We start from the raw sequence: 22,806 nt of genomic DNA, 5'->3' as shown, positions 1-22,806 counted from the left end.
AGAAGCGTTGCAGGCGAAGGGTTGGCAGGCTTAGGTGAGTGCCGGCCCCTATTTCCACTTCTGGCGATAGATCGCCTATGGAAAACCTGAGGAGAATAGCCTCTCAAAGGATAAGCAGTGCTTATGAAGCGCGCGACAAGACTTCTTGGTATCCAACAGCAGCATGGGCTATGTAGGCGCTAACCTATTCATTGACCTTGGACACTCTACCGCTTTAGTGCAAGCTCGGCTGCTTACGTCGCGCTCGCCTTGTCACGAGCCCAAACAGCGGCCCTATCACCATACCGAATATCAAAGCCAAGGTAACAAATACCGCAGCAGGCATTTGCGCAGTATTCCAGCCTAGAAAAGACAGGGTAATGCCCTGTTGATTTTCCAACACGAAAACCAAGATCGCAAAAACGACAACTAAAACAACCAACATCGACACAATACGCTTAACCCCACGCATAACCTTCTCCTCCTTCAAAAACACTCAGACGTTTTCTTCCTCGTCTTCGTTCACCCGGTCACGCAACTCCTTGCCCGGCTTGAAGTGAGGTACGAACTTTCCGTCAAGGCTGACTGATTGCCCGGTCTTCGGGTTACGACCGACCCGAGGTGCGCGATAGTGCAGCGAAAAACTGCCAAACCCACGGATCTCAATCCGGTCCCCAGTCGCTAAGCACTGGGACATTTGCTCAAGCATGGTCTTGATAGCCAGCTCAACATCTTTGGATGAGAGCAGCCCTTGATGGGTGACAATTCGTTCGATCAACTCCGACTTCGTCATATTTTTCCCTTCTTTTTCAAGCAGCTAGGAAAAGCGCTTCGAAGGTTTTAGCATGACTTGATGAATTTGAACAGCCCATGCATAAACTTATCTGCTGGTTGAATAAACACCCGTATCGCACGTGCTAAACGCTCAATTGCAGATCACCAGCATCGTCCGCGTTACTGCGCCGGCGGGGTTCCAGCCGAACAGGTAGTCGCCCTCTTCGTCCTTGGCGTCACTGGACTTGGTGATCACCTTGTAACCTTGCATCTTGCACTCTCGAGCGGCACGCTTTTCGCACTTCTGCCAGTTGTTGCCCAGCCCTGAGCAATCGATCTCGATGCCGCTCACGCCGCGTTTGGCGTGGGTCTTGGCGCTGGTGGTGGAGCAGCCTGCAAGCACTACCACGGCGAGTATTACGATAAGCCTGTTCATTCAAATCCTTATTGAAGCTACAACACTAGAGCGCTTTTTTCTTAAGACTATAGTCACTTCTGACACTGAGCTGTACGCCTTGGTTCTCGGTTGTTGATTCAACGAATTTCAGGCACAAAAAAGGGCGACCGAAGTCGCCCTTTTTCTATGGTCTGACAGAACTTAGTTCTGTTTTTCCATTTGTGCACGCAACAGGTCGCCCAGAGTGGTAGGACCAGCAGCGATGCTATCCGAAGGCTTGTCTTTCAAGCTTTGGATGGCTTCTTTCTCTTCAGCATCGTCTTTCGACTTGATGGAGAGCTGGATTACACGGCTCTTGCGGTCAACGCTGATGATCTTGGCTTCTACTTCCTGGCCTTCTTTCAGAACGTTGCGCGCGTCTTCAACGCGGTCACGGCTGATTTCGGAGGCTTTCAGAGTCGCTTCGATATCGTCGGCCAGAGTGATGATGGCGCCTTTAGCGTCAACTTCTTTCACGATGCCTTTAACGATTGCGCCTTTGTCGTTGTCCTGAACGTATTCAGAGAACGGGTCGCTTTCCAGTTGCTTGATACCCAGGGAGATGCGCTCGCGCTCTGGGTCAACCGACAGGATAACGGTGTCCAGCTCGTCGCCCTTCTTGAAACGACGAACAGCTTCTTCGCCCACTTCGTTCCAGGAGATGTCGGACAGGTGAACCAGGCCGTCGATGCCGCCGTCCAGACCAATGAAGATACCGAAATCGGTGATCGACTTGATGGTGCCGGAGATTTTATCGCCCTTGTTGAACTGGCCAGAGAAATCTTCCCATGGGTTAGATTTGCACTGCTTGATGCCCAGGGAGATACGACGACGCTCTTCGTCGATGTCCAGAACCATAACTTCCACTTCGTCGCCGACTTGTACGACTTTCGAAGGGTGGATGTTTTTGTTGGTCCAGTCCATTTCGGAAACGTGTACCAGGCCTTCCACGCCTTCTTCCAGCTCAGCGAAGCAGCCGTAGTCGGTCAGGTTGGTAACACGCGCGGTAACGCGAGTGCTTTCTGGGTAACGGGCTTTGATAGCAACCCATGGATCCTCACCCAGTTGCTTCAGGCCCAGGGAAACACGGTTGCGCTCGCGATCGTATTTCAGAACCTTGACATCGATCTCGTCGCCAACGTTGACGATTTCGGAAGGATGCTTGATACGCTTCCAAGCCATGTCGGTAATGTGCAGCAGGCCATCCACGCCACCCAGATCGACGAATGCGCCGTAATCGGTGAGGTTTTTGACGATACCTTTGACTTGTTGGCCTTCCTGCAGGGATTCCAGCAGAGCTTCACGCTCGGCGGAGTTCTCTGCTTCCAGGACGCTGCGACGGGAAACGACAACGTTGTTGCGTTTCTGGTCGAGTTTGATGACCTTGAATTCGAGTTCTTTGCCTTCCAGGTGCGTGGTGTCGCGCACAGGACGAACGTCGACCAAAGAACCTGGCAGGAACGCACGGATGCCGTTAACGTCGACAGTGAAGCCGCCTTTAACCTTACCGTTGATAACGCCCTTGACCACTTCTTCAGCTGCGAAGGCTGCTTCGAGAACAATCCAGCATTCAGCGCGCTTGGCTTTTTCACGGGACAGCTTGGTTTCACCGAAACCGTCTTCAACCGAGTCCAGAGCAACGTGAACTTCGTCACCGACATTGATTGTCAGATCACCAGCATCGTTGTAGAACTGTTCCAGCGGGATCAGAGCTTCAGACTTCAGACCAGCGTGAACGGTTACCCAGCGAGCTTGGTAATCGATATCAACGATAACACCGGTGATGATGGAGCCTGCCTGAAGGTTCAGGGTTTTTAGGCTTTCTTCAAAGAGTTCCGCAAAGCTTTCGCTCATTTTAATTCCTGTTGATAAGGGCGAAGAATACGCCCATCTCCACACCCCAGACGGTGTGGGTCAGTTTCAGTTAAAAGAAGCCACCGCAGGACTATGACTGGTCCCCTGCGGCCTTCTTGATCACCCGGCGATATCGCGAATGGCGATTTCACTCAAGATGCGTTCCAGCACCTGCTCGATGGACAACTCCGTGGAATCCAGCTGTATGGCATCAGCCGCCGGCTTGAGCGGGGCTACTGCGCGCTGGGTATCACGCTCATCGCGTGCACGGATCTCATCTAGCAGACTCGACAGACTAACACCATCGACTTTGCCCTTCAACTGCAAGTAGCGGCGGCGAGCCCGTTCCTCGGCGCTGGCGGTCAGGAAAATCTTCAAAGGCGCCTCGGGAAACACCACGGTGCCCATATCACGACCATCGGCCACCAGGCCCGGCGGCTCCTGAAAAGCCCGCTGGCGCTGCAGCAGCGCATCACGCACGGCCGGCAGCGCGGCAACCTGGGAAGCCCAGGAGCCGACCTGTTCGTTGCGCAGGTCATCCGTCACATCGTCCCCTTCGAGGATGATGCGCTGGGGATGACCTTCCGTCGCGCCGACAAACTGCACATCAAGGTGCGCGGCCAGCAGCTTCAGGGATTCTTCGTTGGTCAGGTCGACGCCATGGTTGCGTGCGGCGAATGCCAGCAGACGGTATAGCGCGCCGGAATCCAGCAGGCACCAGCCCAGGCGCTTGGCCAGGATGCCGGCGATCGTGCCTTTGCCCGAGCCGCTTGGCCCGTCGATGGTAATCACCGGTGCTTTGATATTCACAATTGAGCCTCTTGGGCAACACGGATGCCGACTTGGGCACACAGTGTAAGAAAATTCGGAAAAGACGTAGCAACATTGGCGCAGTCACGGATACGAATCGGCGCCGCTGCCCTCAGGGAAGCCACGCTGAACGCCATGGCAATGCGGTGATCGCCATGGGCATGCACGTCGCCACCGCCCATCGGGCCACCCTCAATGATAATCCCATCTGGGGTCGGTTCACACTTCACGCCCAACGCCAGCAGACCATCGGCCATGACCTGGATACGGTCGGACTCTTTCACGCGCAGCTCTGAAGCGCCACGCAACACCGTTCGCCCTTCAGCACAGGCCGCCGCGACGAACAACACCGGAAACTCATCGATCGCCAACGGCACCAGCGCTTCGGGAATCTCGATACCCTTCAGCGGTGCCGCTCGTACGCGCAGATCCGCGACAGGCTCACCACCTACCTCACGCTGGTTTTCCAGCGTGATATCCGCCCCCATCAGTCGCAGGATATCGATCACGCCGGTGCGCGTCGGATTGACACCCACATGCTCAAGCAGCAGCTCAGAACCCTCGGCAATCGAAGCTGCCACCAGAAAGAACGCTGAAGAAGAAATATCCCCCGGCACTTCTATATGGGCAGCCGTCAGCGCATGACCGGACTCCACCGACGCCGTCGCGCCCTCCACCGCCACCGGATAACCAAAGCCACGCAACATCCGCTCGGTGTGGTCACGGGTCGGCGCAGGCTCGGTCACCGCGGTTTTACCTTCAGCGTACAACCCAGCCAACAACAGGCAGGATTTGACCTGGGCACTGGCCATCGGCATCGCATAAGCCAGGCCTTTCAACGACTGGCCACCGCGAATGGTCAGCGGCGGACGCCCTTCCGGCCCCGTCTCGATCACCGCTCCCATTTCCCGCAGCGGCCTGGCCACACGACTCATCGGGCGCTTGGACAGGAATGCGTCACCGGTCAGCACGCTGTCGAAGCTCTGCGCCGCCAGCAAACCGGACAGCAAACGCATGGAAGTACCTGAGTTACCCAGGTAAATCGGCCCCGGCGCCGGCTTCAAGCCATGCAGCCCCACGCCATGAATGGTCACGCGCCCATGATGCGGGCCCTCAATCACCACGCCCATGTCGCGAAACGCCTGCAAGGTCGCCAGGGCATCTTCGCCCTCAAGGAAGCCTTCGACCTCAGTCACACCCTCAGCCAACGAACCCAGCATGATCGAACGATGGGAGATCGACTTATCGCCCGGCACCCGAATGCTTCCGCTCAAGCGGCCACCCGGTTCCGCGAGGAAGGTCAACTCATCAGCGTTCACAGCGGTTTCCATGTAGGCCCGGCGCGCCAGGATCTTGCTGAAATGCTCACGCGCCACCCGCGCACGGGTGAACACGCCCAATAATTGATGGCCATCTCCAGCATCAACCGCGTCGCGCAAGGCGTCGAGGTCGCTGCGGAAGGTGTCCAGGGTGCGCAACACCGCTTCGCGATTGGCGAGGAAGATGTCGTGCCACATCACCGGGTCGCTGCCGGCAATCCGCGTGAAATCACGGAAGCCACCGGCGGCGTAGCGGAAAATCTCGAGGTTTTCGTTGCGCTTGGCCAGGGAGTCCACCAGGCCAAATGCGAGCAAATGCGGCAGATGACTGGTCGCGGCCAGCACTTCGTCATGGCGCTCGACCTGCATATGCTCGACATCCGCGCCCAGCTCACGCCACAAACGATCCACCACCGCCAACGCAGCCGGATCGGTTTGCGCAAGCGGCGTCAGAATGACTTTATGGCGACGGAACAGCTGCGCATTGGACGCCTCCACCCCGCTCTGCTCGGAGCCGGCAATCGGATGGCCCGGTACGAAGCGCGCCGGCATACCACCAAAGGCCAGTTGCGCCGCACGCACCACATTGCCTTTGGCGCTGCCGACGTCTGTCAGGATCGCCTGGCCCAGGTCCATGCCCGCCAGCACGGCAAGCAATTTCTCCATGGCCAGGATCGGGACGGCCAACTGGATCACGTCTGCACCCTGGCACGCGAGCGCCAGGTCCGCCTCACAACGATCGACCACGCCCAACTCAACCGCCAGCTTGCGCGATTGCGGGTCCAGGTCCACACCGACCACTTCGCCACACAGCCCACTTTCACGCAGGCCTTTGGCGAAGGAGCCGCCGATCAACCCCAGACCGACCACCACCAGGCGACCGATCATAGGCACAGCAGGTTGCAATGCAGTGACATCAACCACGGGCCAGAACCTTGGCCAGCGCCTCCAGGAAGCGGGCGTTTTCTGCCGGCAGGCCGATGGTGATACGCAGGTGGTTCGGCATGCCGTAGTTGGCGGTCGGACGCACGATCACGCCTTCGCGCAACAGGCCCTGGAACACCGGCGCAGCCACTTGGCCGAGATCGACACAAATGAAGTTGCCCTTGGACGGGATCCAGCCCAGGCCCAGCTCACGGAAGCCTTCCTGCAGTTGCAGCATGCCGCTTTCGTTGATACGACGACCTTCTTCCAGGTACTCGGCATCCTTCACCGCCGCACACGCCGCCGCCAAGGCGAGGCTGTTGACGTTGAACGGCTGACGCACACGGTTCAGCACATCGGCCACCACTGCAGTGGACAGGCCATAGCCGACCCGCAGCGACGCCAGACCATAAGCCTTGGAGAACGTGCGCGAAACCAGCAGGTTCGGGTACGCCGCCAGGAAGTCCAGGCCGTTCGGCAAATCACTGCCTTCGGCGTATTCGATGTAGGCCTCGTCCAGCACGACCAACACGTGTTCCGGCACGTCTTGCAGGAAGTCGTTCAGCGCTTGCGCGTCGAACCAGGTGCCGGTCGGGTTGTTCGGGTTGGCGATAAACACCACGCGGGTCTGGGCATCGATGGCCGCCAGCATGGCTGGCAGGTCGTGCCCCCAATCCTTCGCGGGAACAACGCGTGCATCAGCACCGACCGCCTGGGTCACGATCGGATAGACCGCAAACGCGTGCTCACTGAACACCGCGTTCAAGCCCGGCGCCAAGTATGCACGGCCAACCAGCTCAAGAATGTCATTGGAGCCGTTGCCCAGGGTGACCTGGCTCAGCTCGACCCGGCATTTTTCCGCCAGCAGTGACTTCAGGGCAAAGCCGTTGCCATCGGGGTAGCGGGTCAGTTCAGCCAGTTCTTCACGAATCGCCGCCAATACTTTTGGGCTCGGGCCCAGCGGGTTTTCGTTACTCGCCAGCTTGACGATGTTCGCCGGATCCAGGTTCAACTCACGCGCCAACTCGTCCACAGGCTTGCCCGGAACGTAAGGCGACAGTTGTTGCACGCCCGGCTGCGCCAGGGCGAGGAAGTTGCCACTCATGTTAAAGCCTCACAGAACCGCTTTCGGGTAAGAGCCCAGCACCTTGAGTGCCACGGCTTCCTGACTGATTTTCTCCAGCACACCTTTGACCAGTGGGTCGCGGTGGTGGCCGATGAAGTCGATAAAGAACACGTAAGTCCATTTACCGCTGCGCGAAGGACGAGTCTCGATGCGCGTCAGGTCAATCCCGTTATCGTGGAACGGCACCAGCAGCTCATGCAGCGCGCCGGGCTTGTTGCTCATGGAGACGATGATGGACGTCTTGTCGTCGCCCGTTGGCGGCACTTCCTGGCTGCCGATCATCAGGAAGCGCGTGGAGTTGTCCGGGCGGTCCTCGATTTTCTCGGCCAGACGCGTCAGGCCATACAGGCCCGCTGCCATATCACCGGCGATGGCCGCCGAGTTCCACTCACCCTTGACGCGCTTGGCCGCCTCGGCATTGCTGGAGACCGCCACGCGCTCGACGTTCGGGTAGTGCGCGTCCAGCCACTTGCGGCACTGGGCCAGGGACTGGGCGTGGGAGTAGATACGGCTGATGCTGTCGGTCTTGGTGTTCTCGCCCACCAGCAGGTGGTGGTGGATACGCAGCTCGACTTCACCGCAGATCACCATGTCGTGTTCGAGGAAACTGTCCAGCGTATGGTTGACCGCGCCTTCGGTGGAGTTTTCTACCGGCACCACGCCAAAATTCACCGCACCGGCCGCCACTTCACGGAACACTTCGTCGATCGCTGCCATTGGCTTGCTGATCACCGCGTGGCCGAAGTGCTTCATGGCCGCCGCTTGGGTAAAAGTGCCTTCCGGGCCGAGGTAAGCCACTTTCAGCGGCTGCTCCAGGGCCAGGCACGAAGACATGATTTCGCGGAACAACCGCGCCATCTCCTCGTTGCCCAGTGGGCCTTTATTACGCTCCATCACACGCTTGAGCACCTGGGCTTCACGCTCCGGACGGTAGAACACCGGGACTTCGCCTTCAGCCAGGGACGCCATCTTCACCCGTGCCACTTCCTGGGCGCACCGCGCGCGCTCACTGATCAGCTCCAGGACTTTCTCGTCCAGGCTGTCAATGCGTACGCGCAGGGCCTTGAGTTCTTGCTCAGACATTAGCCGTGTTCCTTTTCGAACTCTGCCATGTAGGCAACCAACGCGTTGATCGCGTGGATGTCGACGGCGTTGTAGATGGAGGCGCGCATGCCACCCACCGAGCGGTGGCCCTTGAGGTTGAGCAGGCCGCGTTCGTCGGCACCGGCCAGGAACGGCTTGTCCAGGCGGTCGTCAGCCAAGCGGAACGGTACGTTCATCCACGAGCGGTCGGTGAGGTTGATTGGGTTGCTGTACAGGCCGCTGGCGTCAATGAAGTCGTACAGGGTGCGCTTCTTCACTTCGTTGAGCTTACCCATGGCGGCCACACCGCCCTGCTCTTTCAGCCATTCGAACACCAGGCCGGAGAGGTACCAGGCAAACGCCGGCGGCGTGTTGTACATCGAGCCGTTATCCGCCGCGACCTTGTAGTTGAGCATGGTCGGGCACAGCGAACGGGCGCGACCGAGCAGGTCTTCGCGGATGATGTTGACCAGGATGCCGCTCGGGCCGATGTTCTTCTGCGCACCGGCGTAGATCATGCCGTACTTGGAGACATCGATAGGACGCGAAAGGATGTCCGAGGACATGTCGCACACCAGCGGCACGTCACCGACTTCCGGCACCCAGTCAAACTCCAGGCCGCCGATGGTTTCGTTCGCAACGTAGTGCACGTAGGCAGCGTCCTTCGACAGCTTCCACTCGTTCTGACCGGGAATGGCGAAGTAGTCGTACGGCTTGGCGGTACCCGCGACATTGACGTGACCGTAACGAGAGGCCTCTTCGATGGCCTTCTGACCCCAGATGCCCGTGTCGATATAGTCAGCCGTGCCGTCTTCCGGCAACAGGTTCAGCGGGATCTGGGCGAACTGCTGGCTGGCGCCGCCCTGCAGGAACAGCACTTTGTAGTTGGATGGAATGTCCAGCAAGTCGCGCAGGTCCTGCTCGGCCTTGGTGGCGATGGACACGAACTCATCGCTGCGATGGCTCATTTCCATCACGGAGAGGCCTTTTCCATGCCAGTCGAGGAGTTCACCCTGCGCACGCTGCAGGACTGCTTCAGGAAGCGCCGCGGGACCGGCACAGAAGTTATAGGCTCTCTTGCTCACATCCAATCTCACTCTGATCTGGTGGGGTGGTGCAATAAACAGGTGTTTCAATACTTTCAGAAGGGACAAACAACAAGGGGGCGAATCTTCATCCGCCCCCTGTGTGTCCGCTTATTCCTGCGGTTCTTCTTCGTCTGCGGCAGCGTCGAGGGTCGGCTCGTCGACGTTGTCATCGCCAGCTGCGATCACCTCGCCGTCAAACTCTTCACCTTCCAGCTCTTCGCCTTCGACTTCCGAAGGCTCCTGGACACGTTCAAGGCCAACCAGTTTTTCGTCCTTGGCCAGCTTGATCAGGGTCACGCCCTGGGTGTTACGGCCCAGGCTCGACACTTCAGCCACACGGGTACGTACCAGGGTGCCCTGGTCGGAAATCAGCATGATTTCCTCGCCGTCGAGCACCTGCACTGCGCCGACCAGACGGCCGTTGCGGTCGTTGCTGACCATGGCGATCACGCCCTGGCCGCCACGCTTGTACTCCGGGAACTCGCTGATGGCCGTACGCTTGCCATAACCACGCTCGGAAGCGGTGAGGATCTGGCTGCCTTCTTCCGGGATCAGCATCGAAATCAGCTTCTGCCCTTCCGGCAGACGCATGCCGCGTACACCACGGGCGGTACGGCCCATGGCGCGAACGTCGGATTCCTTGAAGCGCGTGACCTTGCCGCCGTCGGAGAACAGCATGACTTCACGCTCGCCATCGGTGATGGCTGCGGAGATCAGTACGTCGCCTTCGTCCAGCTCCAGGGCGATCAGGCCCACGCTGCGCTGACGGCTGAAGGATTCCAGCGGGGTCTTCTTCACGGTGCCTTTGGCGGTGGCCATGAAGATGAAGTGACCTTCGGTGTATTCCTCGACCGGCAGCATGGTGGTGATGTATTCATCACTGTCCAGCGGCAGCAGGTTGACCAGCGGACGACCACGGGCGGCACGGGACGCTTCCGGGATTTCGTAGGTTTTCAGCCAGTACACCTTGCCTTTGCTGGAGAACAGCAGCAGCGTGGTGTGGCTGTTGGCGACCAGCAGGTGAGCGATGTAGTCCTCATCCTTCACGCCGGTAGCCGATTTACCTTTACCGCCACGACGCTGGGCCTGGTACGCCGCCAATGGCTGGGTCTTGGCATAACCACCGTGGGAGATGGTCACCACGCGCTCTTCTTCCGGGATCATGTCACCCAGGGTCAGGTCGAGGCGGGCATCAAGGATCTCGGTACGGCGCACGTCGCCGTATTCGGCGCGGATCACTTCCAGTTCTTCGCGGATCACTTCCATCAGGCGCACGGCGCTGCTGAGGATGCGGATCAACTCGCCGATCTGGTTGAGGATCTCCTGGTACTCGGCCAGCAGCTTCTCGTGTTCCAGGCCGGTCAGGCGGTGCAGGCGCAGTTCCAGGATGGCCTGGGCCTGTTCCGGGGACAGGAAGTACTTGCCTTCGCGCAGGCCGTATTGTGGGTCCAGGGTCTCTGGGCGGCACGAATCGGCGCCGGCACGCTCAACCATGGCCACCACAGCGCTGGATTCCCAAGGGGTGCTGATCAGCGCTTCCTTGGCTTCCGACGGGGTTGGCGAAGCCTTGATCAGGGCAATGACCGGGTCAATGTTCGACAGCGCAACCGCCTGGCCTTCCAGGATGTGGCCGCGTTCGCGGGCCTTGCGCAGTTCGAACACGGTACGACGGGTCACTACTTCACGACGGTGACGAACGAAGGCTTCCAGCAGATCCTTGAGGTTCAGGATGCGCGGGCGGCCGTCGATCAGTGCAACCACGTTGATACCAAACACGCTTTGCAACTGGGTCTGGGCGTAGAGGTTGTTGAGGATCACCTCAGGCACTTCGCCACGACGCAGCTCGATCACCACGCGCATACCGTCTTTGTCGGACTCGTCGCGCAGCTCGGTAATGCCTTCGAGCTTCTTCTCTTTAACCAGCTCGGCGATCTTCTCGATCAGACGCGCTTTGTTCAGCTGGTACGGGAGTTCAGTGATGACGATCTGCTGGCGGCCACCGACCTTGTCGATGTCTTCGATCATCGATCGGGCGCGCATGTAAATGCGCCCGCGACCGGTGCGATAGGCTTCGATGATACCGGCGCGACCGTTGATGATCGCGGCGGTCGGGAAGTCCGGGCCGGGGATGTATTGCATCAGCTCATCGACGGTCAGCTCAGGGTTGTCGATGAGGGCCAGGCAACCGTCGATGACTTCACCGAGGTTGTGCGGCGGGATGTTGGTCGCCATGCCCACGGCGATACCGCTGGAACCGTTGACCAGCAGGTTGGGGATCTTGGTTGGCATGACGGCCGGGATCATTTCGGTGCCGTCGTAGTTCGGCACCCAGTCCACGGTTTCTTTATGCAGTTCGGCCAGCAGCTCGTGCGCCAGCTTGGTCATGCGCACTTCGGTGTATCGCATGGCCGCGGCGTTGTCGCCGTCGACCGAACCGAAGTTGCCCTGACCATCTACCAGCAGGTAGCGCAGGGAAAACGGCTGGGCCATCCGAACGATGGTGTCGTACACCGCAATGTCGCCGTGGGGGTGATACTTACCGATCACGTCACCGACAACACGGGCAGATTTCTTGTACGGCTTGTTCCAGTCGTTACCCAGCTCGCTCATCGCGAACAGCACACGCCGGTGCACGGGCTTCAAGCCATCGCGCGCATCAGGCAGTGCCCGACCGACAATTACGCTCATCGCGTAGTCGAGGTAGGACTGTTTCAGCTCGTCTTCGATATTGACCGGGAGGATTTCTTTGGCCAGTTCGCCCATGAGAAGCCTGATTCCTTTTTCGGGTGAAACCTCGTCACATCCATATGGGACGAACGAAGCTCGCCGCTGCCGGCAGAGTGCCTGACAACGACTTACGACAAATCAACGAGTTATGACACGGATCTGCACGTTATAGGCCACCCCTCGGGGCAACCCTGGAAACCGCCGGATGTTATCACAATCGCCGCCACGCACCTATCCCCCTGATGCGCATGGAGCATAGTAAGTTGACGGATGACAGGCTTGAGGGCGACGAGAGGGGCTCAGAGCTGGATCCAAGCCCAATTTTGATGACGAATTGGCTTAATGCAGGCGCTTACGGCACATCAACTTGGCCAGCTTGGCGGTGTCCGGCCGTTCGACCACGCCTTTTTCGGTCACGATCACGTCGATCAGGTCGGCCGGGGTCACGTCGAACACCGGGTTGTAGGCGCTCACATCCGCAGCAAAACGCTGGCCGGCGACTTCCAGCAACTCGCCGGTATCGCGTTCTTCCAGGGCAACGTCATCACCAGTGGCCATCATCAGGTCCAGGGTTGAACTCGGCGCCACCACCATGAAACGAACACCGTGGTGCATCGCACACACCGCCAACTGGTAGGTGCCGATCTTGCTGATCACATCGCCATTGGCGGCAATGCAATCGGCGCCGACGATCACCCAGGTCACGCCTTTGGTCTTGAGGATGTGCGCGCCGGCCGAATCGGCATTCACCGTCACCGGGATGCCCTCGCCCGCCAACTCCCAGGCGGTCAGCCGCGAACCTTGCAGCCAAGGCCGGGTTTCATTGGCGTAGACCTGCTCGACCATGCCCTCAAGATAAGCCGCACGAATCACCCCGAGCGCCGTCCCCACGCCGCCGGTCGCCAGGGCGCCTGCGTTGCCGTGGGTGAGGATGGCCTGGGCATTGCCCTGATGCTTGCGGATCAGCTCGACGCCCAGTTGGGCCATGGTGAGGTTGGCTTCGCGATCACTTTCATGGATGGCGATGGCTTCTGCCTCCAGCACCGCCAGCGGATCGGCGTGCTTTTTGACGCGGTCTAGGCGGTCGCGCATGCGTTTCAACGCCCAGAACAGATTCGACGCGGTGGGTCGGGTATCGGCCAGCAGTGCGTAGTCTTCTTCCCACGCGGCCTGCCAGTCACCGCCCTCGGCGATGCGCTCACGGGCGGCCAGTACCAGGCCATACGCGGCGCTGATGCCAATGGCCGGCGCACCGCGCACCACCATCGAACGAATGGCGGCCGCCACGTCATCAACCGTCACACAGGCCACCCAGCTTTCCCGGGACGGCAAGGCACGCTGATCGAGCAGGAACAGCGCGCCATCACGCCAATCGATGGCCTTCACTTTCTCCGCTGCCAACAGTCGATCGCGCATCCCTTACTCCGCACTCATAAACAAAGCCGCCGATTATAGCGATCCGCCAGCCAGGACGCTCGGGTATACTTCGCCCTTCTTTTATAGCTGCCTGGGAAGAAGCCTGCGATGACCGCCACTGCCGCCCCGCTCGACTTATTGTTGCTGCCAACCTGGCTGGTGCCTGTCGAACCGGCCGGTGTGGTGCTCAAGGAACACGGGCTTGGCATCCGCGACGGGCGCATCGCGTTCATCGGCCCACGGGCCGCAGCGTTGAAGCTTTCGGCCAACGAAGTACGCGAACTGCCCGGCATGCTGCTCAGCCCCGGCCTGATCAACGCCCACGGGCATGCGGCGATGAGCCTGTTTCGCGGCCTGGCCGACGACCTGCCGCTGATGACTTGGCTGGAAAAACATATCTGGCCCGCCGAGGCCAAGTGGGTCGATGAAGCCTTCGTGCGCGACGGCACCGACCTGGCCATCGCCGAACAGCTCAAGGGCGGCATCACCTGCTTCTCCGACATGTACTTCTACCCCAAGGTCGCCAGTGACTGCGTGCACAACAGTGGCATGCGCGCGCAGATTGCAATCCCGATCCTGGACTTCCCGATCCCCGGCGCCAGCACCGCCGATGAGGCGATTCGCCAGGGCGTCGAGCTGTTCGGCGACCTCAAGCACCACCCACGCATCAAGATCACCTTCGGCCCGCACGCGCCCTACACCGTGTGCGACGACAACCTGGAGAAAATCCGTGTAATCGCCGAAGAGCTGGACGCTGCTATCCACATGCACGTTCACGAAACCGCCTTTGAAGTGCAGCAAGCCGTCGAGCAGACTGGCGAACGGCCATTAGCTCGCCTGGGTCGCCTCGGGCTGTTGGGCCCGCGCTTCCAGGCCGTTCATATGACCCAAATCAGCGAGGATGACCTGGCTTTGCTGGTAGAAAGCAACACCAGCATCATTCACTGCCCGGAATCGAACCTGAAACTGGCCAGCGGCTTTTGCCCGGTGGAGCGGCTGTGGCAGGCTGGCGTGAATGTGGCCATCGGCACCGATGGCGCCGCCAGCAACAATGACCTCGACCTGCTGGGCGAAACCCGCACCGCAGCGATGCTCGCCAAGGCTGTCGCCGGTTCGGCCACCGCGCTGGATGCCCATCGCGCCCTGCGCATGGCCACCCTCAACGGTGCCCGGGCCATGGGCCTGGAAAGCGAAATTGGCTCGCTGGAGGTCGGCAAGGCGGCGGATATCGTCGCCTTCGATCTGTCGGGGCTGGCGCAACAACCGATCTACGATCCGGTCTCACAGCTTATATATGCCACCGGACGCGATTGCGTGAAACACCTTTGGGTCGCCGGCAAGCAGTTGCTCGACGACCGGCAATTGACCCGCATGGATGAACAACAGTTGACCGCCACGGCCATTGCCTGGGGCCAACGCATCAGCGGGCACCACGAATAACGAAGGTTTTGAACCCCAGGGTTCAGGACTGACCCAACGATTTATCAGATTTAGAGGATTCACCATGAGCAACGTCGACCACGCCGAAATCGCCAAGTTCGAAGCCCTGGCCCACCGCTGGTGGGACCGCGAAAGCGAGTTCAAGCCACTGCACGACATCAACCCGCTGCGGGTCAACTGGATTGACGAACGCGTCAACCTGGCCGGCAAAAAGGTGCTGGACGTAGGCTGCGGCGGCGGCATCCTCAGCGAAGCCATGGCCCAGCGCGGCGCGACCGTGATGGGCATCGACATGGGCGAAGCCCCACTCGCCGTGGCCCAACTGCATCAACTGGAATCCGGCGTGAGCGTGGAATACCGCCAGATCACCGCCGAAGCCCTGGCCGAAGAAATGCCCGAGCAGTTCGACGTGGTCACCTGCCTGGAAATGCTCGAACACGTACCGGACCCGTCCTCGGTGATCCGCGCGTGCTTCCGCATGGTCAAGCCAGGCGGCCAGGTGTTCTTCTCCACTATCAACCGCAACCCCAAGGCCTACCTGTTCGCGATCATCGGCGCCGAATACATCATGAAGCTGCTGCCGCGCGGCACCCATGACTTCAAGAAATTCATCCGCCCGTCCGAGCTGGGCGCCTGGAGCCGCCAGGCCGGGCTGACCGTCAAGGACATCATCGGCCTGACCTACAACCCGCTGACCAAGCACTACAAGCTGGCCAACGACGTTGACGTCAACTACATGATCCAGACCCTGCGCGAGGAATGAGCCTGTGAAGTTGCGAGCGGTTCTCTTCGACATGGACGGTACCCTGCTGGATACCGCGCCGGACTTTATCGCCATCTGCCAGGCCATGCGTGCCGACCGTGACCTGGCGCCGATCAACCCCCAGCACATCCGCGATGAAATCTCCGGCGGTGCGAAGGCGATGGTGGCCGTGACCTTTTCCATGGACCCGGAATCCCCAGGCTTTGAAGAGCTGCGCCAGGAATTCCTCGAGCGCTACCTCAAAGGCTGCGCGGTCCACAGCAAACTGTTCGACGGCATGGCCGAGCTGCTGGAAGACATCGAGAAGTCCAAGCTTGTCTGGGGAGTGGTCACCAACAAACCCCTGCGTTTTGCCGAACCGATCATGCAGCAGTTGGGCCTGGCCGAGCGCTCGGCGCTGCTGATCTGCCCGGATCACGTGAAGAACAGCAAGCCGGACCCGGAGCCGATGATCCTGGCGTGCAAGATGCTCGACCTGGACCCGGCCAGCGTGCTGTTCGTGGGCGATGACCTGCGCGATATCGAGTCCGGCCGCGACGCCGGCACCCGCACAGCGGCGGTCACCTACGGCTATATCCACCCGGACGACAACCCGCGCCACTGGGGCGCCGATGTGGTGGTGGATCACCCGCTGGAACTGCGCAAGGTGCTGGATAACGCACTGTGCAGTTGCTGATCGAGACTACTTGCGGCTGATGCGCCTTTGTGGCGAGGGGGCTTGCTCCCGTTGGCCTGCGCAGCAGGCCTATCTTTTGGGGCCGCTTCGCGCCCCAGCGGGAGCAAGCTCCCTCGCCACAAAAGCCCTGGCTGCGATCAATCACATGGATTTTCTGTGAATTCTGTCGAGGTTGTTTATGTTTGATTACTCTGCACGTCCAGAACTGCTCAAAGGCCGGGTGATCCTGGTGACCGGCGCCGGTCGCGGGATTGGCGCGGCGGCGGCAAAAACCTACGCCGCCCACGGCGCCACCGTGCTGTTGCTGGGCAAGACCGAAGCCAACCTGGCCCAGGTGTATGACGAAATCGAAGCCGCGGGCCAGCCGCAACCGGTGGTGATCCCGTTCAACCTGGAGACCGCCCTGCCCCATCAATACGATGAGCTGGCCGCGATGATCGAAAAGGAGTTCGGCCACCTCGACGGCCTGCTGCACAACGCCTCGATCATCGGCCCGCGTACGCCGATCGAGCAGTTGTCCGGTGAGAATTTCATGCGGGTGATGCACGTGAACGTCAACGCGATGTTCATGCTGACCAGCACTTTGTTGCCGCTGCTCAAGCTGTCCCAGGATGCGTCGGTGGTGTTCACCTCCAGCAGCGTTGGACGCAAGGGTCGGGCTTACTGGGGCGCCTATGGCGTGTCGAAGTTTGCGACTGAAGGCTTGATGCAAACCCTGGCCGATGAGCTTGAGGATGTAGCCGCGGTACGCTCCAACAGCATCAACCCCGGTGGCACGCGCACCAGCATGCGCGCCCAGGCGTATCCGGGGGAAAACCCGATGGAGCGGCCTGCTCCTGAAGAGATCATGCCGGTGTATCTGTACCTGATGGGGCCGGACAGTGCCGGCATCAATGGCCAGGCGTTTGACGCGCAGTAGGCCCTGAACACCCCGTAGCCGGCGTGGAAGCGGGCTTTTGTGGTGAGCGGGCTTGCCCCGCGCTGGGCTGCGAAGCGCCCCCCCGTGAAGCCAACGCGATCTAACAGAGAGATCGCGGTGGCAGGTTTTGGGGTCGCTTCGCAACCCAGCGCGGGGCAAGCCCGCTCACCACAGGTCTCGTCCCACATCAGGTGCGCAGGGTTAGTTTTTCACCACTTCCTCAAGGGTGAAACGCCCCAGTGGGTTTTGCAGGAAGTTGCTCACGTTCTTGCGTGAGATGTTGATGTACGGGCTGTAGTACAAGTCGATCCAGTTCACGTCCTGTTTCGCCAGTTTCTGCAACTCGACATACATCTGCTCGCGCTTGGCCGGGTCCGCCTCGATGCGCGCCTGTGCCACCAGCGCCTTGACCTTGTCGTTCTTGTAGCGGGTCATGTAATTCTGGTTGGTGTCGTGGCCCAGCACGAAGGTGGTCTTCTGGTCCGGGTCGAGGATGTCATTGGTCCAGTACATCACCGAAATGTCGTACTCACCGTCCACCAGCATCTGCCAGCTCTGGGTCGGGTCGACCTTTTGCAGGTTGGCCGTCACACCGACCTTGGCCAGTTGGTCCTTGATGATCACCGCAATCTGCTCGTCGGCTTCGTTGCCGGCGTTGACCACGTAGTTGAGCTTCAAGTCCTTGGCACCGGCCTGCTCCAGCAGCTTCTTGGCGGCGGTCGGGTCGTACGGGCGTTGCAGGTTGTTGGCGTAGTGGTAGAGCGAGCCCTTTGGAATGTAGGAATAAGCCACGGTGCCTTGACCGTAAGTGGCGGTCTTCACCAGCGATTGTTTGTCGATGGCCATGTCCAGCGCCTGACGCACCTCCGGCTTGGCCAGCAGGCCGTGGTCGTGGTTGATCAGCAGGTGATCTTCACGGGTGGACGGGTCGGCGTGGATCACCACGTTCTTGTCTTTCTTCAGCTCTTCGACCCGCGAGAAGGGTACGAAGATCGCCGTGTCCAGCTCGTTGTTCTGCACCATGCGCATGCGCGTGTTGTCGTCGGTCACGGAGACCCACTCCACGCCATCCAGGCTCACGTTCTTGGCCTGCCAGAAGTTCGGGTTCTTCTTGAGGATCACCCGATCCCCCTTGCGCCACTCGTCCACGGTAAACGCGCCGGAGGTCACCGGGTTTTCCGAGTAGGCGTCTTCACCCATTTTGGTCATGGCTTTTTCCGACAGGATCGACACCGTCGGCGACGCCAATTGCGAGAGAAAGGCTACCGCCGGGGTCTTCAGGGTGACCACCAGGGTTTTCGGATCAGGCGCCTTGGCCGTGTTGATCAAGTTGAACGGATCGGCCCACAGCGAAGCCTTGTTGTCGCGGATGCGCAACAGGCTGAACGCGGCGTCCTCAGCGGTGATCGCCGAGCCGTCGGAGAACTTCGCATCACGCAGTTTGAAGGTGTAGGTCAGGCCATCCTTGGAAATGTCCCAGCTTTCGGCCAGGCCCGGTTCCATCTTGGTGCCCAGGTTGTCGACGCGTACCAGGGTGTCGTAGACGTTGGCGAATACCCAAGTGTCGCGGTTTTGCGCGCTTTTGATCGGGTCGAACGTGGTGCTGTCTTCACGGCAGCCGATGGTCAGCACGCCGGCGGCGTGGGCCAGCCCGGCAGTGAGGGACCATGCGGTCAATGTAGCGGCGGCGAGCAACTTCAAGTGGCGCGATTGCATATCACAACTCCTTGTTAATGAATGGCAGGGGGTCAAAGCAAAGGTTCTTCAAGCACGCAACTGTACCGATGCTCGTGCAGGAAATGCGTCGGCGGCAACACCACGGAACACAAGGCTCGGGCATGCCGGCAACGCGGGTGGAAGGCGCAGCCTGTAGGCAAATTCAGCGGGCTCGGTGGTTCACCCGGCAAGGGTTCGGTGGGCAATGGCCGATGGGGATCGATCTCGGGAATCGCCTGGATCAACGCTGCCGTGTACGGGTGACGTGGGGCGGTAAAGACCGCCTCCACTGGGCCCTCCTCGACGATTTTGCCCAAGTACATCACCGCCACGCGGTCGCACAGGCGACGCACGATGGCCAGGTCATGGGCGATGAACAGGATCGCCAGGTTCATGCGCTGTTGCAGCTCCAGCAACAGGTTGATGATCTGGCCCTGAATCGACACATCCAGCGCCGCCACACACTCATCAGCAATGATCAGCCGTGGCTCCACCGCCAGTGCCCGGGCAATGCCGACGCGCTGGCATTGCCCGCCGCTGAGGGAGCCGGGTTTGCGGCTGGCCAGTTCGGGGCGCAGGCCGACCAAGTCAAGCAATTCATTCACACGCGCCGGAACCTGCTCCGGCGCGACCTTGCGCTGCACCCGCAACACTTCGGCAATCGTCTCGCCGATGGTGTGGCGCGGATTCAGCGCGGCATACGGGTCCTGGAAGATCATTGCGGTTTCATGGCGCAGACGAGTGATGTCGATGGCACTACCGTGGGCCATGTCGATGCCATCAAACAACACCTGCCCGGCGCTGATCGGATTGAGGTGCAGGATGGCGCGACCCAGGGTGCTTTTGCCGCTGCCGGACTCACCGACCAACCCCAGGGTTTCACCCGCCGCCAGCTCTAGCGACACCCCGTTCACCGCCCTCACCCACTGTTTGTTCAAGCCAAACAAACCGGTGCCGGACGCGGCAAACTTCACCTCAAGGTCCTTGATCTGCAGCAGGCTCATGGGTGCACTCCCAAGGGGTAATGACAGGCGACTCGCGCGCCTTCCGGCAGCACCTCGGTGCACAAGGTGCCGACCTGCGGGCAGCGCGGGTTGAATCGGCAGCCGGCGGGCAATGCGTCCAGCAACGGCGGCTGTCCAGCAATTGTGCGCAGCAAGGCGTGTCCGCTGCTGTGGGCAGGTTGGCAATCAATCAAGCCTGCGGTGTAAGGATGCTGCGGATGCGCCAGCAAATCATATTTGCTGCCGTGCTCACACAGGCGCCCGGCGTACATCACGGCGATGGCGTCGCAGGTTTGCGCGACCACGCCCAGATCGTGGGTAATCATGATGATCGACAGACCGCGCCGGTCACGCAGTTCCAGCAACAGCCGCAGGATTTGCGCCTGCACCGTCACATCCAGGGCGGTAGTGGGTTCGTCGGCGATCAGCACTTTCGGGTTGCAGCCCAGGGCCACGGCGATCATCGCGCGCTGGCGCATGCCGCCGGAAAACTCGTGGGGGTAGTTGTCGACCCGCGCCTGGGGATCAGGGATGCCCACTTGGCGCAGCACGTCGATGGCTTGCAGCCGCGCATCTTTTTTCGAGGCGCCTTGGTGCAAGCGAATACCCTCGGCAATCTGCTCACCGATGCGCATCAACGGGTCGAGGTGGCTGCTGGGGTTCTGGAAAATCATGCCCAACTGACCGCCGCGCACGGCACGCATGCCGGCGTCATCCAGTGACAATAGATCCTGGCCGGCCAGCCTTACTGCACCGCCTTGCACCCGCAGATTGGGGGAAGGCAATAAACGCATCAGGCCGCGACAGGCCATGGTCTTGCCCGAGCCGCTTTCCCCGACCAGGCCGAGGATCTCGCCCTCGGCCAGATCGAAGGACACGCGATCAACCAGGGTCACATCCCGCCCGGCGTTATTGGCGATCACACTGAGGTCGCGCACTTGCAACAGGCTCATGAGCGATCTCCCAGCACTTGCGCCACGCCATCAGCAAGCAGGCTGAAGCCCATGGCCAAGGTCACGATGGCCAGCCCCGGAAAGGTGCAGATCCACCAGGCAGTGGTGATGAAGGCCTGCCCTTCGGCCACCATCGTGCCCCATTCGGCGGTCGGCGGTTGCACGCCCAGGCCCAGGTAACTCACGGCGGCGCCATTGAGCAACACCAACACCGCGTCCGACATGGAAAACACGATGGAGCCGAACATCGCATTGGGCAACAGGTGCCGGAACAGAATCCGCCCATGGCCAAAGCCCAGGCTCTTGGCGGCCAGGGCAAAGTCGCTTTCCTTGAGCACCAGGATCTGTGAGCGGATCAGTCGGGCGTAGGACACCCAGCCCACCAGCGCCATGGCGATATAGAAACTCTTCAAGCCCGGACCGAGGATGGCCATGATCGCCAGCATCAGCACCAGGAACGGGAATGCCAGGATCACATCGATCACACGCATGCAGACACTGTCAAAACGCCCGCCGATGTAACCGGAGACCGCGCCGACGAAGGTGCCGATCATGAACGGGAAAATCACCCCGACGATGGCCAGTTGCAGGTCAATACGTGCCCCCCAGATCACCCTCGAAAGAATGTCCCGACCATAGTTATCCGTACCAAACGGATGAGCCAGGCTGGGTCCGAGCAAACTGAAATCTGTGTTCTGCGCAATCGGGTCGTAGGGCGCGATCCACGGCGCAAACAGCGCAAGCACCAGCCACGCCAGCAGAATCAGCGGGCCCCACGCCGCCGTCAGCCGGCCATTGCGAAAGCCGAAGCGCAGGCGCAAGCGCCAAGGAGCAATCAACGGGCGACTGCTCATTGCATCTTCACCCGTGGGTCAAGGGCCACCGTCGCTACGTCAGCGATGAAGTTGACGATCACCGTCGCGCAGGCCAGCACCATGGCCACGCCCTGCACCACCATGTAATCGCGGGTAAAAATCCCGCGCACCAACAGTTGGCCGATGCCAGGGATGGCGAACAGGCTTTCGATCACCACCGTGCCGCTGATCAGCCAGCCGATGTTCACCGCCAGCAGGTTGACCGCCGGCACCAGGGAGTTGGGCAACACATGGCGACGAAACACTGCGGCTTCCGACAATCCACGTGCCCGGGCGGCGGTCACGTGGTCGGCCTGCAATTCCATCAGCATGCTCGCCCGCAGGTTGCGCACCAGCACTGCCGACAGTGCCAAAGCAATCGTCAAGCACGGCAGCACCATGTGATGCGCCTTGTCCAGCCAGGTTCGCCCGTAGCCCGACACTGGAAACAAACCCCACTGCACACTCAGCAACAGGATCAGCATCAAACCCAGCCAGAACGCCGGCATGCCCAGGCCGACCGTGGTGAAGACACGAATCAGGTTATCCGCCCAGCCGCCCTTGTTGCGCGCAGCCAAGGTCGCCAACGGCACCGCGATCAACAGCGCCAGCAGCACGCTGCCAAGCACCAGCACCAGCGTGGGTTCAATGCGCGTGACGATCAGTTTGAGGGCGTCGACCTTGTACAGCAGCGATTGGCCGAGGTCGCCCTTGAGCAGGTTCTTCAGAAAGTAGAAGTATTGCAGCCACAGCGGCTGGTCGAGGCCGTACTGGGCACGGATCTTCAGCAAGGCGTCCGGTGTGCTGCGCGAGCCCAGCAGCGCACGCGCCGGGTCGCCGGGAATCGAGCGCACCAATACAAAGGTGATCAGGCTGATGCCAAACAGCACCGGCAGCAATTGCAGCGGCCGGGACAGCACAAAACGGTAGCGCGCCAGGTTCATC

General features: G+C 60.5%; 20 protein-coding genes. 4 read left to right on the top strand and 16 right to left on the bottom strand.

Features of this window, described 5'->3' with window-relative positions:
- Nucleotides 1-214 precede the first annotated feature (214 nt).
- The 11 genes from OZ428_RS09825 to mtnA form a co-directional block, all read right to left on the bottom strand.
- Entirely contained in the window at nt 215-451 is a 237-nt protein-coding gene (locus tag OZ428_RS09825; RefSeq protein ID WP_269133236.1) for a LapA family protein, read from the bottom strand.
- A gap of 24 nt (nt 452-475) precedes the next feature.
- Nucleotides 476-772, bottom strand: coding sequence for an integration host factor subunit beta (gene ihfB, locus OZ428_RS09820; protein ID WP_017848846.1), 297 nt, complete (start codon nt 770-772; stop codon nt 476-478).
- A gap of 132 nt (nt 773-904) precedes the next feature.
- Nucleotides 905-1,189, bottom strand: a complete 285-nt coding sequence (locus OZ428_RS09815; protein WP_061435767.1) for a hypothetical protein — start codon at nt 1,187-1,189, stop codon at nt 905-907.
- 162 nt (nt 1,190-1,351) lie between these two features.
- Nucleotides 1,352-3,043, bottom strand: a complete 1,692-nt coding sequence (gene rpsA, locus OZ428_RS09810; RefSeq protein ID WP_012722933.1) for a 30S ribosomal protein S1 — start codon at nt 3,041-3,043, stop codon at nt 1,352-1,354.
- Nucleotides 3,044-3,163: 120 nt separating this feature from the next.
- Nucleotides 3,164-3,853, bottom strand: a complete 690-nt coding sequence (gene cmk / locus OZ428_RS09805) for a (d)CMP kinase (protein WP_003172653.1) — start codon at nt 3,851-3,853, stop codon at nt 3,164-3,166.
- Nucleotides 3,850-6,060 (bottom strand): bifunctional prephenate dehydrogenase/3-phosphoshikimate 1-carboxyvinyltransferase, encoded by a 2,211-nt coding sequence (locus tag OZ428_RS09800; RefSeq protein WP_269134166.1) that lies wholly within the window; start codon nt 6,058-6,060, stop codon nt 3,850-3,852. The genes cmk and OZ428_RS09800 overlap by 4 nt, the downstream gene beginning before the upstream one ends.
- 28 nt (nt 6,061-6,088) lie before the next feature.
- Entirely contained in the window at nt 6,089-7,201 is a 1,113-nt protein-coding gene (gene hisC, locus OZ428_RS09795) for a histidinol-phosphate transaminase (protein WP_269133235.1), read from the bottom strand.
- 9 nt (nt 7,202-7,210) lie between these two features.
- Nucleotides 7,211-8,305 carry a prephenate dehydratase gene (gene pheA, locus OZ428_RS09790; protein ID WP_003172650.1) on the bottom strand — a complete coding sequence of 365 codons (1,095 nt, stop codon included), beginning with the start codon at nt 8,303-8,305 and terminating at the stop codon, nt 7,211-7,213.
- Entirely contained in the window at nt 8,305-9,390 is a 1,086-nt protein-coding gene (gene serC, locus OZ428_RS09785; RefSeq protein WP_016975319.1) for a 3-phosphoserine/phosphohydroxythreonine transaminase, read from the bottom strand. The genes pheA and serC overlap by 1 nt, the downstream gene beginning before the upstream one ends.
- 111 nt (nt 9,391-9,501) lie before the next feature.
- Nucleotides 9,502-12,156: a DNA gyrase subunit A gene (gyrA, locus tag OZ428_RS09780; protein ID WP_269133234.1), complete on the bottom strand. Its 2,655-nt coding sequence runs from the start codon at nt 12,154-12,156 to the stop codon at nt 9,502-9,504.
- A gap of 303 nt (nt 12,157-12,459) precedes the next feature.
- Nucleotides 12,460-13,536: an S-methyl-5-thioribose-1-phosphate isomerase gene (mtnA, locus tag OZ428_RS09775; RefSeq protein WP_033902526.1), complete on the bottom strand. Its 1,077-nt coding sequence runs from the start codon at nt 13,534-13,536 to the stop codon at nt 12,460-12,462.
- Nucleotides 13,537-13,644: 108 nt separating this feature from the next.
- Here mtnA and OZ428_RS09770 point away from each other — a divergent pair, with 108 nt between their 5' ends.
- The 4 genes from OZ428_RS09770 to OZ428_RS09755 all read left to right on the top strand — a co-directional run bounded on the left by OZ428_RS09770 (nt 13,645) and on the right by OZ428_RS09755 (nt 17,334).
- Nucleotides 13,645-14,976 (top strand): TRZ/ATZ family hydrolase, encoded by a 1,332-nt coding sequence (locus OZ428_RS09770; protein ID WP_033902527.1) that lies wholly within the window; start codon nt 13,645-13,647, stop codon nt 14,974-14,976.
- A 64-nt stretch (nt 14,977-15,040) separates the two neighbouring features.
- On the top strand, nt 15,041-15,739 hold the full coding sequence (ubiG, locus tag OZ428_RS09765) for a bifunctional 2-polyprenyl-6-hydroxyphenol methylase/3-demethylubiquinol 3-O-methyltransferase UbiG (RefSeq protein WP_003189760.1): 699 nt from the start codon (nt 15,041-15,043) through the stop codon (nt 15,737-15,739).
- A gap of 4 nt (nt 15,740-15,743) precedes the next feature.
- Nucleotides 15,744-16,415: an N-acetylmuramic acid 6-phosphate phosphatase MupP gene (gene mupP / locus OZ428_RS09760; RefSeq protein WP_033902529.1), complete on the top strand. Its 672-nt coding sequence runs from the start codon at nt 15,744-15,746 to the stop codon at nt 16,413-16,415.
- A gap of 178 nt (nt 16,416-16,593) precedes the next feature.
- Nucleotides 16,594-17,334 (top strand): YciK family oxidoreductase, encoded by a 741-nt coding sequence (locus OZ428_RS09755; RefSeq protein ID WP_016975315.1) that lies wholly within the window; start codon nt 16,594-16,596, stop codon nt 17,332-17,334.
- Between the two features lie 201 nt (nt 17,335-17,535).
- Here the strand turns inward: OZ428_RS09755 and OZ428_RS09750 are convergent, their stop codons facing one another.
- The 5 genes from OZ428_RS09750 to OZ428_RS09730 are packed head-to-tail and all read right to left on the bottom strand — an operon-like array spanning nt 17,536 to nt 22,805.
- The gene (locus OZ428_RS09750; protein ID WP_269133233.1) at nt 17,536-19,050 is read right to left on the bottom strand and encodes an ABC transporter substrate-binding protein; all 1,515 of its coding nucleotides are present in this window, start codon (nt 19,048-19,050) and stop codon (nt 17,536-17,538) included.
- Nucleotides 19,051-19,082: 32 nt separating this feature from the next.
- Complete coding sequence (locus OZ428_RS09745) at nt 19,083-20,054, bottom strand: ABC transporter ATP-binding protein (RefSeq protein ID WP_269133232.1); 972 nt, start codon at nt 20,052-20,054, stop codon at nt 19,083-19,085.
- A complete protein-coding gene (locus tag OZ428_RS09740; RefSeq protein ID WP_269133231.1) occupies nt 20,051-21,007 on the bottom strand; it encodes an ABC transporter ATP-binding protein in 957 nt (318 codons plus the stop codon). The genes OZ428_RS09745 and OZ428_RS09740 overlap by 4 nt, the downstream gene beginning before the upstream one ends.
- Nucleotides 21,004-21,861, bottom strand: a complete 858-nt coding sequence (locus tag OZ428_RS09735; protein ID WP_269133230.1) for an ABC transporter permease — start codon at nt 21,859-21,861, stop codon at nt 21,004-21,006. Before OZ428_RS09735 ends, OZ428_RS09740 begins: the two co-directional genes overlap by 4 nt.
- Nucleotides 21,858-22,805 (bottom strand): ABC transporter permease, encoded by a 948-nt coding sequence (locus OZ428_RS09730; protein ID WP_269133229.1) that lies wholly within the window; start codon nt 22,803-22,805, stop codon nt 21,858-21,860. Before OZ428_RS09730 ends, OZ428_RS09735 begins: the two co-directional genes overlap by 4 nt.
- Between the last annotated feature and the right edge of the window lies 1 nt (nt 22,806).

The sequence above is a fragment of the Pseudomonas sp. GXZC genome (assembly GCF_026967615.1).
Taxonomy (GTDB): Bacteria; Pseudomonadota; Gammaproteobacteria; order Pseudomonadales; family Pseudomonadaceae; genus Aquipseudomonas; species Aquipseudomonas azotoformans_A.
Note: the sequence above shows the minus strand (reverse complement) of the source record. Positions and strands in the feature narration are given on the sequence as shown.

Coding starts and splice junctions, on each gene's coding strand:
- OZ428_RS09800 (WP_269134166.1), bottom strand. CDS start 6,060: ATGATCGGTCGCCTGGTGGTGGTCGGTCTGGGGTTGATCGGCGGCTCC.
- OZ428_RS09755 (WP_016975315.1), top strand. CDS start 16,594: ATGTTTGATTACTCTGCACGTCCAGAACTGCTCAAAGGCCGGGTGATC.
- OZ428_RS09750 (WP_269133233.1), bottom strand. CDS start 19,050: ATGCAATCGCGCCACTTGAAGTTGCTCGCCGCCGCTACATTGACCGCA.
- pheA (WP_003172650.1), bottom strand. CDS start 8,305: ATGTCTGAGCAAGAACTCAAGGCCCTGCGCGTACGCATTGACAGCCTG.
- hisC (WP_269133235.1), bottom strand. CDS start 7,201: ATGAGTGGCAACTTCCTCGCCCTGGCGCAGCCGGGCGTGCAACAACTG.
- OZ428_RS09740 (WP_269133231.1), bottom strand. CDS start 21,007: ATGAGCCTGTTGCAAGTGCGCGACCTCAGTGTGATCGCCAATAACGCC.
- OZ428_RS09825 (WP_269133236.1), bottom strand. CDS start 451: ATGCGTGGGGTTAAGCGTATTGTGTCGATGTTGGTTGTTTTAGTTGTC.
- gyrA (WP_269133234.1), bottom strand. CDS start 12,156: ATGGGCGAACTGGCCAAAGAAATCCTCCCGGTCAATATCGAAGACGAG.
- rpsA (WP_012722933.1), bottom strand. CDS start 3,043: ATGAGCGAAAGCTTTGCGGAACTCTTTGAAGAAAGCCTAAAAACCCTG.
- OZ428_RS09815 (WP_061435767.1), bottom strand. CDS start 1,189: ATGAACAGGCTTATCGTAATACTCGCCGTGGTAGTGCTTGCAGGCTGC.
- OZ428_RS09745 (WP_269133232.1), bottom strand. CDS start 20,054: ATGAGCCTGCTGCAGATCAAGGACCTTGAGGTGAAGTTTGCCGCGTCC.
- ihfB (WP_017848846.1), bottom strand. CDS start 772: ATGACGAAGTCGGAGTTGATCGAACGAATTGTCACCCATCAAGGGCTG.
- ubiG (WP_003189760.1), top strand. CDS start 15,041: ATGAGCAACGTCGACCACGCCGAAATCGCCAAGTTCGAAGCCCTGGCC.
- OZ428_RS09730 (WP_269133229.1), bottom strand. CDS start 22,805: ATGAACCTGGCGCGCTACCGTTTTGTGCTGTCCCGGCCGCTGCAATTG.
- OZ428_RS09770 (WP_033902527.1), top strand. CDS start 13,645: ATGACCGCCACTGCCGCCCCGCTCGACTTATTGTTGCTGCCAACCTGG.
- mtnA (WP_033902526.1), bottom strand. CDS start 13,536: ATGCGCGATCGACTGTTGGCAGCGGAGAAAGTGAAGGCCATCGATTGG.
- OZ428_RS09735 (WP_269133230.1), bottom strand. CDS start 21,861: ATGAGCAGTCGCCCGTTGATTGCTCCTTGGCGCTTGCGCCTGCGCTTC.